The following is a 17,373-nucleotide window of genomic DNA, read 5'->3' as shown; positions in this document are numbered from 1 at the left end:
GTGGTATTGGCGTTGGGAGAAGCGCAGGATAAGCGTCTGGTGGCTTATGTGGTGGCACCCGTGGATGAGGGGCTGGCGAATAGCCTGCGTGCTCACCTGAGTGCAACTTTACCGGACTATATGGTGCCGTCGGCCTTTGTGCGGCTGGATGCGTTGCCGTTGACCCCGAACGGTAAACTGGATCGTCGTGCGTTACCGGCGCCGGATGGTGAAGCCGTTGCTCGTCAGGTTTACGCGGCGCCGCAAGGCGAAACAGAAATCGCCCTGTCGGTTATTTGGCATGAATTACTGGGGGTTGAACAGGTCAGCCGGCATGACAGCTTTTTTGCCCTGGGCGGCCATTCACTGCTCGCGGTACGGATGATTGAACGCCTGCGTAACCTGGGGCTGACATTGGCGGTGCGTGACCTGTTCCAGTCGCCGGTGTTGTCTGAACTGGCCCAAACGTTGGGGCAGCACCGGGCCGTGGTGGTGCCGCCGAATGTCATTACGTCAGCGACGACGACACTCACCCCGGTGATGTTGCCGCTGATCGATCTGACTCAGGCCGACATTGACCGTATCGTCGGGCAAGTGCCGGGTGGGGTGGCTAATCTTCAGGATATCTATGCTCTGTCACCGTTGCAGGACGGTATTTTGTTCCACCACTTATTGGCAAACGAAGGGGATCCGTATCTGGTGATCAGCCAGATGGCTTTTGCTAACCGGCCTCTGTTGGACCGCTATTTGGCCGCGGTACAACAGATGGTTGATCGGCACGATATTCTGCGTACCGCCTTTATCTGGCAAGGATTGTCAGTGCCGGCGCAGGTGGTCTGGCGTCAGGCACCGTTGTCGGTCACTGAATTGACGTTGGACCCGGCTGATGGGCCGGTTGGTGATCAACTGGTTCAACGTTTTAATCCCCGTCATTATCGTATTGATTTGGGTCAGGCGCCTCTGCTGCGTTTTGTCGTGGTTCAAGATACCGATGGCCGCTGGCTTTTACTGGAATTGCTGCATCACCTGATTGGTGACCATACCACGCTGGATGTGATGAATCGCGAAGTCCAGGCGTGTCTTACAGGTCAGGAAGACGGCCTGCCTGCGCCGGTGCCGTTCCGCAATCTGGTGGCGCAGGCCCGGTTGGGTATCAGTCAGGAGGAACATACCCACTTCTTTACTAACATGTTGGCGGCGGTGACTGAACCCACGTTGCCGTTTGGGCTGGCGAACGTGCATCATGATGGATCTCAGGAGACGGAATCCTACCGGATGCTGACGACCGAGTTAAATGACCGTCTTCGCTATCAGGCCCGGCATTTGGGCGTCAGTCTGGCGGCGCTGTGTCATCTGGCCTGGGCACAGGTGTTATCACATACCAGTGGTCAGGAGAAAGTGGTGTTTGGTACCGTGCTGTTTGGGCGCATGGCGGCGGGAGAAGGGGCTGACAGTGGCATGGGGCTGTTTATCAATACCCTGCCGTTACGCCTGGATATTGATGATACCCCGGTACGGGACAGCGTGCGGGCGGCCCATTTACGGCTGGCCGGGTTGCTGGCGCATGAGCATGCTTCATTGGCGCTGGCCCAGCGTTGCAGTGGGGTTGCTAGTGGTACGCCTCTCTTTAGTGCCCTGCTGAACTATCGGCATAATGATCAACAGGATCCGCTGAATGAAACGATGGCCGGGATTGAATTCTTGGGCGGACAGGAAAGCACTAACTATCCCTTTGGGTTGTCGGTGGAGGACGGGGGATCCACTTTGGGACTGACGGCTAGTGCGGTGCAGCCGTTTGATCCGGACAGGATATGCGGTTATATGCAGCAGGCGCTGGAGAGTCTGGCGGCGGCCCTTGAGCGGGAGCCGGAGATGCCGGTACGAGCGCTGAATATCCTGCCGGAAACGGAACGTGCTCTGTTGCTGGAAACCTGGAACGCGACGGAAACCGCCTATCCTGACGCGTTGTGTATTCATCAGTTGTTTGAGCAACAGGTGGCGCGGGCTCCGGAGGCGACGGCACTGGTGTATCAAGCGCAGACCTTCAGTTATGCCGAATTAAATGCCTGCGCCAACCGGCTGGCCCATCAATTGATTGCGTTGGGGGTTACACCCGACCAGCCGGTGGCGATTTGTGTGGCCCGTTCCCCGGCGATGGTGGTGGGATTGCTGGCGGTACTGAAAGCCGGCGGGGCCTATGTGCCGCTGGATTCAACCTACCCGGGGGAACGTCTGGCGTATATCCTGAATGATACGGCCCCGGCGGTGGTATTGGCTGATGCGGTTGGCCGGGCTGCGCTGGGCGAAGCCGCGCTGGCGGGGCTGACGGTACTGGACCCGAATACCCTGCCAGACCAGCTGGACAGTAATCCGCAAGTCTCCGCGTTGACGCCACAGCATCTGGCGTATGTGATTTACACCTCCGGCTCAACCGGGCAGCCGAAAGGGGTAATGGTAGAGCATCAGGCGATTTATCAGCGGTATCTGGGCTTTAATGATACTTATGCCGTCACAGCACAAGACCGGGTGCTGCAATTTGCCGCTTTTGCGTTTGATGTTTCAGTGGAAGATTTTTTCTCGTCATTATGTAATGGCGCGACGCTGGTTCTTCGCGATGACAGTTGGCTGGCTTCGATACCGGAATTTATTGCCTTAACCCGGCAATATCGTATTACGGTGGTGTCGCTGCCGACCCTGTTCTGGTCTGAACTGGCGGCCAGAGATACTGGGTTACCGTTGCCGGATTGCCTCCGGCTCATCATCATTGGCGGTGAGGCGGTCAAAAAGAATGCTATTCAGGACTGGTTCAGGCAGGAAGGCCACCGGCCCCGGCTATTGAATGGTTATGGTCCGACTGAAAATGTGGTGACGGTGACCTATAAGGATGTGTTATCCCCAGCTGATGCGCATTCTATTGGCCGGCCGGCTAAAAATGCTCGCATCTACCTGCTGGACCAATATGGACAACCGGTACCATTAGGCTGCATTGGCGAAATGTATATTGGTGGCGTTGGAGTGGCGCGCGGTTATCTTAACCAGCCGGAATTGAGCGCAGAGCGTTTTATACGGGATCCTTTTAGCCCGGTAGCGGGTGCGCGCATGTATCGCACCGGGGATTTGGCCCGCTATCTGCCTGACGGTGATCTGGCATTCCTGGGCCGTAACGACGAGCAGGTGAAAATCCGCGGCTTCCGTATTGAACTGGGGGAAATTGAAACCCGGTTACTGGAACACCCGGCGGTACAAGAGGCGGCGGTGCTGGCGCGGGAGGATGGGCAGGATAAACGTCTGGTGGCTTATGTCGTGGCGGCAGCGAACGACGGGTTAGTTGCCCGTCTGCGTGAACACCTGAGTGCGATTTTACCTGACTATATGATACCGGCAGCCTTTGTACGTTTGGATACCTTCCCGCAGACCCCGAATGGCAAGCAGGATCGCCGGGCATTACCGGCGCCAGGCGAGGAAGCCTTTGCCCGTCAGGTCTATGAAGCGCCGCAAGGGGAAGCTGAAATTGCGCTGGCGGCTATCTGGTGTGAAGTCCTGGGTATTGAGCAGATCAGCCGGCATGACAACTTCTTTGCGTTGGGCGGTCATTCGTTGTTGGCAGTACGGATGATGAACCGGATAGCGGCGCTGGGTATTGAACTGCCATTGAGCGTATTGTTTGAAGCGTCCACTTTAATGGCCTTTGCTGAGGCAATGCGTGCCCGGTTTGATGAACAGCGTAAGGTATTACCCTCCATCTTGCCGATATCCCGTGAGGGGGCGTTACCGTTGTCATTTGCTCAACAGCGCCTGTGGTTCCTGGCGCAGTTTGAGGGGGTCAGTGAGACTTATCATATTCCGATGGTCCTGCACGTGTGCGGTCAGCTGGATATCGTGGCCTGGCAGCAGGCGCTGGATAGCGTGTTTGCCCGTCATGAAGCGTTACGCTCTGTCTTTGTCTCGGTTGATGGTCAGCCGCAAGTGCGGTTGTTAGCGCCGGATAGCGGCCTGCGGTTATCCCAATATGATCTACGTGGGCTCCCGGAGGCGGACAGTGTGCTTGAACGCCTGTGTGCGGAAGAAGCGCGTGCATTATTTGACCTTGAGCGTGGTCCGCTTATCCGCGCTTCGCTTATCCGGCTTGCCGATGATGAATACCGGTTCTTGCTCACCCAGCATCACATTATTTCCGATGGCTGGTCTGTCGATGTGCTGATACGCGAACTGGGCGCACTCTATACGGCGTTTCTGGCCGGGCAGCCGGCATCGTTGCCGCCGTTGACGATCCAGTACCCGGATTACGCCGCCTGGCAGCGTCAGTGGCTGTCGGCTGAACGAACCGAGGTGCAATCCGACTATTGGCGGGCCATGCTGGCTGATGCCCCGGTGCTGCTGGATTTACCCACTGACCGGCCTCGTCCGTCTGAGCAGTCATTTATCGGGCATACCGTGCCGGTTAATCTGGATACGGCGTTAACGGCCGCGCTTAAACGCCTGAGTGAGCAGCACGGTGTGACGTTATTTATGACGCTGTTGTCAGCCTGGGCCGTGGTCCTGTCGCGTCTGTCCGGTCAGGAAACGGTAGTGATTGGGACACCGAGTGCCGGTCGCAGTCGTCAGGAAGTGGAACCGTTGATCGGGTTCTTTGTGAATACGCTGGCGTTGCGTATTGATATCCCGGGTGAACTGACGGTGACGGAATTACTGGCGCGGGTACGGCAAACCGCCTTAGCGGCGCAGGCGCATCAGGATTTACCGTTTGAGCAGGTAGTGGAAATTGTGCAGCCGCCGCGCCGGCTGGCGCATACGCCGTTGTTCCAGGTGATGTTTGACTGGCAGAGCACGGAGGGTACGGAGTGGCAATTACCGGGGCTGGCCGTGTCACCGGTCAATCAAGCCTGTGATGTTGTCAAGTTTGATCTTGAACTGAGCTTGTCAGAAGAGGCGGGCAGGATTGTCGGTGCGCTGAGTTATGCCTCGGCGCTGTTTGATCCCCCGACAATGGCGCGACAGGTGGGATATCTGTACGCGGTGCTGCAAGCGATGGTCGCGCAGGCTCAACAGCCGGTTGGGACGATTGATATCCTGGCCCCGGCGGAGCGCAGGTTGTTGCTGGAAACCTGGAACGCGACGGAAACCGCGTATCCTGACCCGTTGTGCATTCATCAGTTGTTTGAACAACAGGTGGAGAAAACCCCGGAGGCGACAGCGTTAGTGTATCAAGAGCAGACCCTCAGTTATGCCGAACTCAATGCCCGTGCCAACCGGCTGGCCCATCAGCTGATTGCACTGGGTGTTGAGCCGGATCAGCGGGTGGCGATTTGCGTGGCCCGTTCCCCGGCAATAGTGGTGGCATTGCTGGCCGTACTGAAAGCCGGTGGGGCTTATGTGCCGCTGGATCCAACTTATCCGTTGGAGCGTCTGGCGTATATCCTGAATGATACGGCTCCATCAGTGATATTGGCTGATGCGACTGGACGAGCAGCACTGGGTGACGAGGCGTTGGTCGGACTGACGATACTTGACCCGAATACTTTGCTAGATCAGTCGGACCGCAACCCGCAGGTAGCTGAATTGACGCCAGAGCACTTGGTTTACGTCATCTATACTTCTGGCTCAACTGGGCAGCCGAAAGGTGTGATGGTAGAGCATCAGGCGGTGTATCAGCGTCACTTGGGTTTTAATGAGACCTATGCAGTCACGGCGCAAGATCGGCTGTTGCAATTTGCTTCTTTTGCTTTTGACGTTTCAGTGGAAGAATGTTTCTCGACATTATGTAATGGTGCCACGCTGGTCATGCGCGATGACAGCTGGCTGGCTTCTATGTCGGAATTTATTGCCTTGGCTTGGCAGAATTGTATCACGGTGATGTCTCTGCCTGCGTTGTTTTGGTCCGAACTGATTGCCAGAGACAACAATACATTACCGCTACCGGATGGTCTTCGGCTCATTATCATTGGTGGTGATGCGGTGAAAAAGAGCGCCATTCAGGACTGGTTTGCGCGAGAGATCCACCGACCCCGGCTATTGAACGCGTATGGCCCAACGGAAAATACCGTGACGGCGACTTGTCAGGATGTCTTATCCCCGGCAGATGATAGTTCTATCGGTCGGCCGCTTAAAAATACCTGCGTCTACCTGCTGGACAGATACGGTCAGCCAGTACCATTAGGTTGCGTGGGTGAAATGTATATTGGCGGCGTCGGTGTAGCACGGGGTTATCTGAACCTGCCAGAATTGAGTACTGAACGTTTTATCTCGGATCCCTTTAGTCCGGTATCCGGTGCGCGGATGTATCGCACTGGCGATTTGGCCCGTTATTTGCCAGATGGCAATTTGGAATTCCTGGGCCGTAACGATCAGCAGGTTAAAATTCGGGGCTTCCGTGTTGAGCTGGGAGAAATTGAAACCCGGCTGGCAGAACACCCAATGGTGCAAGAGGCGGCGGTGCTGGTGCTGGATGATGGGCAGGGAAAACGACTGATCGCCTATGTGGTGGCGGAAGTACATGAGGGGTTGGCTGCCTGTTTGCGTGAATACCTGAGTACCGTTTTACCTGACTATATGATACCGGCGGCCTTTGTGCGCTTGGATGCCTTCCCGCAGACCCCGAATGGCAAGCTGGATCGCCGGGCATTGCCTGCACCGGGGGAGGCGGCGTTTGCCCGTCAGGTCTATGAAGCGCCGAACGGGAAGATGGAAACGATGCTGGCGGTTGTCTGGTGTGAGTTGTTGGGCGTTGAGCAGATAAGCCGGTATGACAGCTTCTTTGCGCTAGGAGGGCATTCGCTGCTTGCTGTGCGCATGATTGATCGATTGCGGCGTATCGGTCTGAGTGTATCGGTAAAAACGCTATTCCAGCATCCAACACTCTGTATTTTGGCGCAGTCCCTGGTTCAGAATGATGAAATTCAGGTGCCTGACAACCGTATTACACTGGGTACTACGGTGCTGACACCGGCGATGTTGCCGCTGATTGATTTGACTCAGGCTGACATTGATTGCATCGTTGGGCAGGTGCCGGGCGGGATTGCCAATATTCAGGATATTTATGCGTTGTCGCCGTTGCAGGACGGTATTTTGTTCCACCACTTACTGGCAAGCGAAGGGGATCCGTATCTGTTGACGGGTTTGATGGCCTTTGCTGACCGGTCTCTGTTAGATCGTTATCTGGTAGCGGTTCAACGAGTGGTTGATCGGCACGATATTTTACGTACGGCTTTTATCTGGCAAGGATTGTCAGTGCCGGCGCAGGTGGTCTGGCGTCAGGCCCAATTGTCGGTGACTGAACTGACACTGAACCCGGCTGACGGTTCAATCAGTGAACAGTTAACCCGACGTTTTGATCCGCGTCATCATCGTCTCGACTTGAGGGAAGCGCCGTTATTGCGCTTTGTGGTGGCGCAGGAAACCGATGGCCGCTGGCTTTTACTGGAATTGCAGCATCATTTGATCGGCGACCATGAAACGATGGAAGTGATGCACCGCGAAGTCCATGCGTGTCTGACGGGGCAGGAGGGCAGCCTGTCTGCGCCGACACCGTTCCGTAATTTGGTGGCGCAGGCCCGATTGGGGGTGAGTCAAGAAGAACACACCCGTTTCTTTACTGACCTGTTAGCTGACGTAGATGAACCGACATTGCCGTTTGGTTTGACGGAAGTGCATCGTGATGGCTCGCAGGTGGAGGAATTCTACCGGATGTTGCCAGCTGAGCTAAATAACCGTTTGCGTCATCAGGCTAGACATCTGGGCGTCAGTCTGGCGGCTTTATGTCATCTGGCCTGGGCTCAGGTGTTGTCGCGTACCAGTGGTCAGAAGAATGTCGTGTTTGGCACGGTGCTGTTTGGACGTATGCAGGCGGGGGAAGGGGCAGACAGCAGTATGGGATTGTTTATCAATACCCTGCCGCTGCGTCTGGATATTGATGAAACGCCGGTACGGAACAGCGTACAGGCCGCTCATACCCGGCTGGCCGGATTATTAGAACATGAGCACGCGTCACTGGCGCTGGCCCAGCGTTGCAGCGGTGTGCCGGGTGAACGCCCCCTCTTTAATAGCCTGTTGAATTATCGGCACAATACTTTGTCGGCAACGTCGGATGGCATCATCAGGGGTATTGAGTTTCTGAGCGCACAGGAGCGGACCAACTATCCGTTTATGCTGTCAGTGGAGGATTTTGGGGAAGCCCTGGGGCTGACGGCTCAGGTAGTGCAACCGTTTGATCCGGAAAGCCTGTGCGGTTATATGCAACAGGCGCTGGAAAGTCTGGCGGCGGCCCTGGAGCAGGCCCCGGAAATGCCTGTTCGGGCATTGGAAATTCTGCCGGAAGCGGAACGTACGTTGCTGTTAAAAACCTGGAACGCCACGGAAACCGCCTATCCTGAGCAATTGTGCATTCATCAGTTGTTTGAACAGCAGGTGGAGAAAACGCCTGACGCGCCAGCGTTAGTGTATGAAGATGAAGAGCAGACCCTCAGTTATGCCGAACTCAATGCCCGTGCCAACCGGCTGGCCCATCAGCTGATGGCACTGGGTGTCGGGCCGGATCAGCGGGTGGCGATTTGCGTGTCACGTTCTCCGGCCATGGTGGTGGCATTGCTGGCCGTACTGAAAGCGGGCGGGGCTTATGTGCCGCTGGACCCGGCTTATCCGGGTGAACGTCTGGCGCATATCCTGCATGATGCTGCGCCGTCCGTAATACTGGCGGATGAGGCCGGGGGTGTGGCGCTGGGCGAGCCAGCCCTGACCGGATTGACGGTACTTGACCCCAATATCTTGCCTGAACAGGCGGACAGCAACCCGCAGAGAGCGGGGCTGACTGACCGTCATTTAGCCTATGTGATTTATACTTCCGGCTCCACGGGCGTGCCAAAAGGGGTGATGATTGAGCACCGGAATACCGTGAACTTCCTGCACTGGGCACAACAGGCTTTTGGGGCGGAAGAGATCCGGGAGACGCTTTTCTCGACGTCAATGAATTTCGACCTGTCCATTTTTGAATTTCTTATGCCGTTGTCTTGTGGTGCGGCGATTCATCTGGTCGATGATGTCCTGTCATTGATGCGGCATGCTTTGCCGGTGACCCTGATTAACTCAGTCCCGTCGGCGATGAAACCGTTATTGCAGGCTCAGGCGCTGATGGCGTCGGTTCATACCGTCAATCTGGCGGGTGAACCGCTTAAACGTGCCCTGATTGAACAGATTTTTGCAGAAGCGCCGGTACAGCGGTTATGTAATCTCTATGGGCCTTCCGAAACGACAACGTATTCTGCCTGGCTGTCGATACAACGGGGTGACAGGATTATTGAAAGTATCGGGCGTCCGATAGCCAACACCGGCCTTTATTTGCTGGACGTTTATGGCCAGCCGGTGCCGCTGGGCGTGGTGGGTGAAATTTATATCGGCGGGGCGGGGGTGGCGCGGGGCTACTTCAATCGCCCTGACCTGACGGCGGAACGGTTCCTTCTCGATCCGTTCAGTGATAACCCGGGGGCGCGGATGTACCGGACCGGGGATTTGGCGCGTTATCTGCCGGACGGCAATCTGGAGTTTCTGGGCCGCAACGACCAGCAGGTGAAAATCCGTGGTTTCCGGATTGAACCGGGGGAAATTGAGGCCCGGTTGCTGGAGCACCCGGCCGTGAGTGAATCGGTGGTATTGGCACAGGGTGACGGGCCGGAGAAACGGCTGGTGGCTTATGTGGCGGCGCCGGCGGATGAGGGATTGATTCATAGCCTGCGTGCCCATCTGAGTGTTCAGCTGCCTGACTACATGGTGCCGTCGGCCTTTGTGCGGCTGGCGGCGTTGCCGTTGACGCCGAACGGTAAACTGGATCGCCGGGCATTGCCGGCCCCGGACAATGAAGCTTATGCCCACCGGGTTTATGCCGCGCCGCAGGGAGAAACAGAAATTGCCCTGGCAGCGATTTGGCGTGAAATTTTGGGGATTGAGCAAATCAGCCGGTATGATAATTTCTTTGCGTTGGGGGGGCATTCGTTGCTGGCGGTACGGGTGATGAACCGGGTCGCGGCTTTCGGGGTTGAACTGTCGCTGGCGACCCTGTTTAAATTCCCCACTTTGCTGGCGTTGGCTGAGGTCATGCAGGGCGGGTCTGGTCAGGCGGACATGGTCCTGCCGGCCATCCTGCCGATATCCCGTGAGGGTGAGTTACCGTTGTCATTTGCTCAACAGCGCCTGTGGTTCCTGGCGCAGCTTGAGGGGGTCAGTGAGACTTATCATATTCCGATGGCTCTGCACGTGTGCGGTCAGCTGGATAGCGTGGCCTGGCAGCAGGCGCTGGATAGTGTGTTTGCCCGTCATGACGCATTACGTTCCGTTTTCGTTTCTGTTGACGGTCAGCCGCAAGTGCAACTGTTGGCGCCGGATAGCGGCCTGCGGTTATCCCAACATGATCTACGTGGGCTCCCGGAGGCGGATGGTGTGCTTGAACGCCTGTGTGCGGAAGAAGCGCGGGCCCCATTTGACCTTGAGCGTGGTCCGCTTATTCGCGCTTCGCTGATCCGGCTTGCCGATGATGAATACCGGTTCCTGCTCACCCAGCATCACATTATTTCCGATGGCTGGTCTGTCGATGTGCTGATACGCGAACTGAGTGCATTCTATACGGCGCTTCTGGCCGGGCAGCCGGCACCGTTGCCGCCGTTGACAATTCAGTACCCGGATTACGCCGCCTGGCAGCGTCAGTGGCTGTCGGCTGAACGGACCGGGGAGCAATCCGACTATTGGCGGGCCATGCTGGCTGATGCCCCGGTGCTGCTGGATTTACCCACTGACCGGCCTCGTCCGTCGGAGCAGTCGTTTATCGGGCATACCGTGCCGGTTAACCTGGATACGGCATTAACGGCCGCGCTTAAACGCCTGAGTGAGCAGCACGGTGTGACGTTATTTATGACGCTGTTGTCAGCCTGGGCCGTGGTCCTGTCGCGCCTGTCCGGTCAGGAAGCGGTGGTGATTGGGACACCGAGTGCCGGTCGCAGTCGTCAGGAGGTGGAACCGCTGATCGGATTCTTTGTGAATACGCTGGCGTTGCGTATTGATATCCCGGGCGAACTGACGGTGACGGAATTACTGGCGCAGGTACGACAAACCGCCTTAGCGGCGCAGGCGCATCAGGATTTACCGTTTGAGCAGGTAGTGGAAATTGTGCAGCCGCCGCGCCGGCTGGCGCATACCCCGTTGTTCCAGGTGATGTTTGACTGGCAGAGCACGGAGGGAACGGAGTGGCAATTACCGGGGCTGGCGGTGTCACCGGTCAATCAACCTTTTGATGTTGTTAAGTTTGATCTTGAACTGAGCTTGTCAGAAGAGGCGGGCAGGATTGTCGGTGCGCTGAGTTATGCCTCGGCGTTGTTTGATGCCCCGACAATGGCGCGACAGGTGGGATATCTGCACGCGGTGCTGCAAGCGATGGTCGCGCCTGCTCAACAGCCGGTTGGGACGATTGATATCCTGGCCCCGGCGGAGCGCCGGTTGTTGCTGGAAACCTGGAACGCGACGGAAACCGCCTATCCTGAGCAATTGTGCATTCATCAGTTGTTTGAACAGCAGGTGGCGAAAACCCCAGAAGCGACAGCACTGATCGCGGGAGAAAAGACGCTGAGCTATACGGAATTGAATGCGCATGCTAACGGGTTGGCCCGTCAACTGGTCGAACAAGGGGTTTGTCCTGGTGATCATGTTGCGCTCCTGTTAGAGCGGTCGATGGAACTGGTGGTGGCCCAGTTAGCTATTCTCAAAGCTGGCGCCGTTTACGTGCCTGTTGATCCCAGTGTGCCGGATGAGCGGAAGAATTGGTTGATAAGTGATTGTTCCGCCCGGTTGTTGCTCACCGATATACGAGCAGATATTCCGGCGGATCTGGCTGTTCCGCTGCTTCGTCTCTCTGATAAGGCGAATACGAGTAGAGAGGAAGAGTGTCTCAACTTTAACTTACCACGTTCCAGCACCGAGTCAGCGTATATTATGTATACCTCCGGCTCAACTGGCATGCCAAAAGGGGCGGTAGTGACTCATCGTGCTGTAGTCCGGTTGGTCATCAATAATGGCTATGCTGAAATTGGACCGGATGATCGGGTTGCCTTTACGGCTAATCCGGCTTTCGACGCCAGCACGTTTGAAGTCTGGGCACCGTTGCTCAATGGCGGTGCTCTGGTGGTTATCGATCGTGCCACGTTATTGACACCACCGGAGTTAATACGAGCGTTACAGACTCACCGTATCACAGTGTTGTGGCTGACTATCGGGTTGTTTAACCGGCTGGCGGTAGCGTTATCCCCAGTGCTTCCACAGATTAAGATCCTGATTTTCGGGGGAGATATTCCTGATTTACATGTGATTGCCCAAGTTCTGGATAATCGTCCGCCACAACAATTATTGCAGGCCTATGGTCCGAGCGAGGGAACCACCTTTACCACGATGTATCCTATTGCGGCGTTAGCGCGGGGAGCGATCCGCATCCCCATTGGCCGGCCAATCGCGAATACGCGTGTTTATCTGCTGGACGTTTATGGTCAGCCGGTGCCGTTGGGCGTGGCCGGAGAGATTTATGTCGGGGGAGATGGGGTAGCTCTGGGTTATTTCAATCGTCCTGAACTAACCGCAGAACGTTTCTTGGTGGATCCATTCAGTGATAACCCGGATGCGCGTATGTACCGGAGCGGGGATTTGGCGCGTTATCTGCCGGACGGCAATCTGGAATTCCTGGGCCGCAACGACCAGCAGGTTAAGATCCGCGGTTTCCGCATTGAACCGGGGGAAATTGAGACGAGTCTGGCAGAGCATCCGGCGGTGCGTGAGGCTGTTGTGTTGGCATTGGGTGATGGGCCGGAGAAACGGTTGGTGGCCTATGTGGTGGCATCAGTGGATGAGGGGCTGGTTAATAGTTTGCGTGTTCACCTGAGTAAAATTTTGCCTGACTATATGGTACCGACAGCCTTTGTGCGTCTGGATGCACTTCCGTTGACCCCGAACGGTAAGCTGGATCGCCGTGCGCTTCCGGCACCGGACAATGAAGCTGTGGTCTGTCAGGTTTACGAATCGCCACAAGGAGCAATGGAAATGACCCTGGCGGCGATTTGGCGTGAATTACTGGGGATTGAACAGATCAGCCGGTATGACAATTTCTTTGCCCTAGGCGGCCATTCACTGCTCGCGGTACGGATGATTGAACGCCTGCGTCACCAGGGGTTGACCCTGACGGCGCGTGATCTGTTCCAGTTTCCAATGCTGTCAGATTTAGCCCAAACATTGGGACAGCACCAAGCCGTGATAGTGCCGCCTAACGTCATTACATCAGCGACGACGACACTCACCCCAGAGATGTTGCCGCTGATCGATCTGACTCAGTCTGACATTGACCGCATCGTCAGACAGGTGCCGGGCGGGGTGACCCATATTCAGGATATCTATGCCTTGTCACCATTGCAGGACGGTATTTTGTTCCACCACTTACTGGCAAACGAAGGGGATCCGTATCTGGTGGTCAGCCAGATGGCCTTTGCTGAACGGACTCTGCTGGACCGTTATTTGGCGGCGGTGCAACAGGTGGTTGATCGTCACGATATTTTGCGTACCGCCTTTATCTGGCAAGAGTTGTCTGTGCCGGCTCAGGTCGTCTGGCGTCAGGCACCTTTATCGGTCATTGAATTGACTCTGGACCCGGCTGATGGGCCGATTTGTGAACAACTGGCTCAACGTTTTAATCCTCGTTATTATCGTCTTGACCTGAATCAGGCACCATTGCTGCGGTTTGTGGTGGCGCAAGAAGCCGATGGGCGCTGGATTGTCCTGCAATTGCTGCATCACCTGATTGGTGACCATACTACGCTGGACGTGATGAACCGTGAGGTTCAGGCGTATCTCACCGAACAGGAGGACAGCCTGCCTTCCCCAGTTTCTTTCCGTAATTTGGTGGCTGAGGCCCGGTTGGGGGTCAGTCAGGAAGCGCATATCCGCTTCTTTACCGATATGCTGGCGGCGGTGGATGAACCCACGCTGCCGTTCGGATTGACGGAGGTGCATAGTGATGGTTCACAGGTGATGGAATCCCACCGGATGTTGGTGCCTGAGTTGAATGATCGTCTGCGTGGTCAGGCCCGGCGTTTGGGTGTCAGTTTGGCGGCGTTGTGTCATCTGGCCTGGGCTCAGGTATTGTCGCATACCAGCGATCAGGAGAAAGTGGTGTTTGGCACCGTGCTGTTTGGACGCATGGCGGCGGGAGAAGGGGCTGATAGTGGCATGGGGCTGTTTATCAATACCTTGCCGCTGCGGTTGGATATCAATGATACCCCGGTACGGGACAGCGTGCAGGCTGCCCATACCCGACTCGCTGGGCTATTGGAACATGAACATGCTTCACTGGCGCTGGCCCAGCGTTGCAGTAATGTGCAGGGAGAGATCCCCCTCTTTAGCAGCTTGTTGAACTATCGACATAATGCATTGCCAACAACGCTGGATGAACTGATCAGCGGGATTGAATTCCTTGATGCGCAGGAGAGAACCAATTATCCGTTAGTGTTGTCGGTGGAGGATTGTGGTGAATCCCTGGGATTAACCGCTCAAGTTGTCCAGCCGTTTGATGCGGATCGGATATGCGGTTATATGCAACAGGCGCTGGAGAGTTTGGTGGAGGCGCTTGAACAAGCGCCTGAAACGCCGGTACGGCAGTTGGAAACTCTGCCGGAATCGGAGCGTACATTGTTGTTAAAAACCTGGAACGCGACGGAAACTGCGTATCCTGATGCGTTATGTATCCATCAGTTGTTTGAACAACAAGTGGAGAAAACCCCGAATGCCACAGCATTAGTGCATGAAGATCAAATCCTCAGTTATGCGGAATTAAATACTCGTGCTAACCGGTTGGCCCATCAGCTAATTGCGCTGGGCGTAGAGCCGGATCAGCGAGTGGCGATTTGTGTGTCACGTTCACCCGCAATGGTGGTGGGGGTATTGGCAATACTAAAAGCCGGTGGAGCCTATGTGCCGTTGGATCCGGTCTATACCGGGGAGCGTCTGGCACATATTCTGACGGATGCCGCTCCGGTTATTTTGCTGGCGGATAAAGCCGGATGTGCTGCGTTGGGTGAGAAGGCACTGGCAGAACTCACCGTACTTGACCCAAATGCATTGCTCAACCAGCGGGACTACAACCCGCAAATACCTGAACTAACTTCACGACATCTGGCGTATGTCATTTATACCTCGGGTTCGACAGGGACACCGAAAGGCGTGATGCTGGAACATCGTGGTGTCTGCAACTACCTGCTATGGGCGCGGAGTGATTACTTAACTGAAAGACAATTCAATAGTATCGTTTCGTCATCGATAGCCTTTGATGCCACGGTCACCAGTCTTTACCTGCCTTTACTGTGTGGTGGCAAGATCCATTTGCTCCGTGACGGGCAGGAGCTGGTTGAATTGCTTCCCGCATTGTTGTCAATGGAATCGGGTGCTTTGGTTAAAATTACTCCCGGTCATCTTTCGGCAATGGGGCAGAAATTGAAAACCGTGGGACAAAAATGCCCCGCTCACTGCTTTATCGTGGGTGGAGAGACACTGCCCAGTTCCACTATTGCACTTTGGCAGACATTATCGCCTGGATCACGCATCATCAACGAGTACGGCCCAACCGAAACCGTCGTGGGTTGTACCGTGTTTGATATCAACCACCCGAGCTGTTTTGCCGATAACGTACCGATTGGTCGCCCAATATCCAATACCCAAATTTATATTCTCAATACCCACGGGGAACCTGTCCCAATGGGTGTCACGGGTGAACTTTACATTGGGGGAGTCGCTGTCGCTCGTGGTTACTTGAATCGGCCAGAATTGACCGCTGAACGTTTCCTGATGGATCCGTTTAGTGATCAACCGGGTGCTCGTATGTACCGTACCGGGGATTTAGCTCGCTACCTGCCGGATGGCAACTTGGAATTCCTGGGACGCAACGACCAGCAGGTTAAAGTCCGCGGTTTCCGCATTGAACCGGGGGAAATTGAAGCCCGGCTGATAGAACACCCGGCGGTACGTGAATCGGTGGTGTTGGCGTTGGGAGAAGCGCAGGATAAGCGTCTGGTCGCTTATGTTGTGGTGCAAGCGGATGAGGGGCTGGCGAATAGCCTGCGTATCCATCTGAGTGCAACTTTACCTGACTATATGGTACCAACGGCCTTTGTGCGGCTGGATGCACTTCCGTTGACCCCGAACGGTAAGTTGGATCGTCGAATGCTGCCGGCGCTGGATAATGAAGCGTTTGCCCGTCAGGTTTATGAAGCACCACAAGGGGAAACGGAAATTGCACTGGCAGCGATTTGGCGTGAGTTGCTGGGGGTTGAGCAGGTCAGTCGGCACGACAGCTTCTTCGTGCTGGGCGGTCACTCTCTGCTTGCCATGCGAATGACCAATCTTGCCGCCAGTTGTGGTTTGGTTTGCACATTAAATGCTTTATTCCAATTCCCGGTGCTGTCCGAACTGGCATCTAAAATCACGTCAGATTTATTGTCTCAGCCACAAAGCGGTGCTATATCGGTGCGACCTGATGGAACAGGACTGCCGCTATTCTTTGTCCCCAGTGGGATGGGTGACTATTCTTATGTCTTCGGGCTGACCCGGCATATCCAGTCAGGCTATCCGGTTTATGCCTTGCCTTGGCCGTCCATCAGTGAAGAACCGATGTTAACGATGGAAGAACAGGCGGCAAGAATGATCAGCTTGATGAAAGTGGTTCAACCAGAAGGCCCGTACCGGCTATGTGGCTACTCTTCCGGCGGTATATTGGCTTATGCTATTGTCGAGCGGCTTTTGTATGTTGGTGAGACAGTGAACTTCTTGGGGGGGATTGATACGCCAGCGCCTCATTATTTAGGGAAAGAGGCCATGCAACCCAAATATCATTTCTTTACTGAGCTGGCCCGGCAGTCAGAGGAAGAGTGCACAGAAGAGGTCGTGGCGTTGTACCGGCGAATTGATGAGTTGAGTTTGGTACAGTTTATTGAAACGGCACAGGAATTGGCGTTATATCCCGCCAATCTGTGCCCTGATTTAATCGCCAAACGTTGGGAGCAGATAGCGCGTTATGCACAAATAGTCAGAGAGTATGAACCGCAGGCATTAGCGGTAACGCTGCATCAGTTTTATGCGATAGAGCTTTCTCCTGCTATTTCTTTTGTCACGGATGAAAAGCCAGAGTCGTTAAATAGCGAACCATCGTTAGGTTGGGCGCAGGTAATGCCTGATCTTTCACTTCGGTTGATTGCTGTTCCGGGTAACCATTTTAGTTTATTGGAGGATAATGAGAATAGAATCTCTTTAGCTCAGGCTATAAATAGGGCGTTGGCAATGCATTGTGATGGGGAAACGCTATAGTACGGATAGATTAAGAAATATAGAATA

At 55.3% G+C, this 17,373-nt stretch carries 1 protein-coding gene; it reads left to right on the top strand.

Annotated elements, in window-relative coordinates:
- Window positions 1–17,346 (top strand): non-ribosomal peptide synthetase (locus LGZ99_RS15130; RefSeq protein ID WP_262979286.1); only part of this gene is annotated, 17,346 nt, incomplete at its 5' end.
- Window positions 17,347–17,373: the final 27 nt, after the last annotated feature.

Source organism: Photorhabdus temperata (assembly GCF_025384845.1).
GTDB lineage: Bacteria > Pseudomonadota > Gammaproteobacteria > Enterobacterales > Enterobacteriaceae > Photorhabdus > Photorhabdus temperata.
This window is presented reverse-complemented; position numbering and strand designations above follow the sequence as displayed.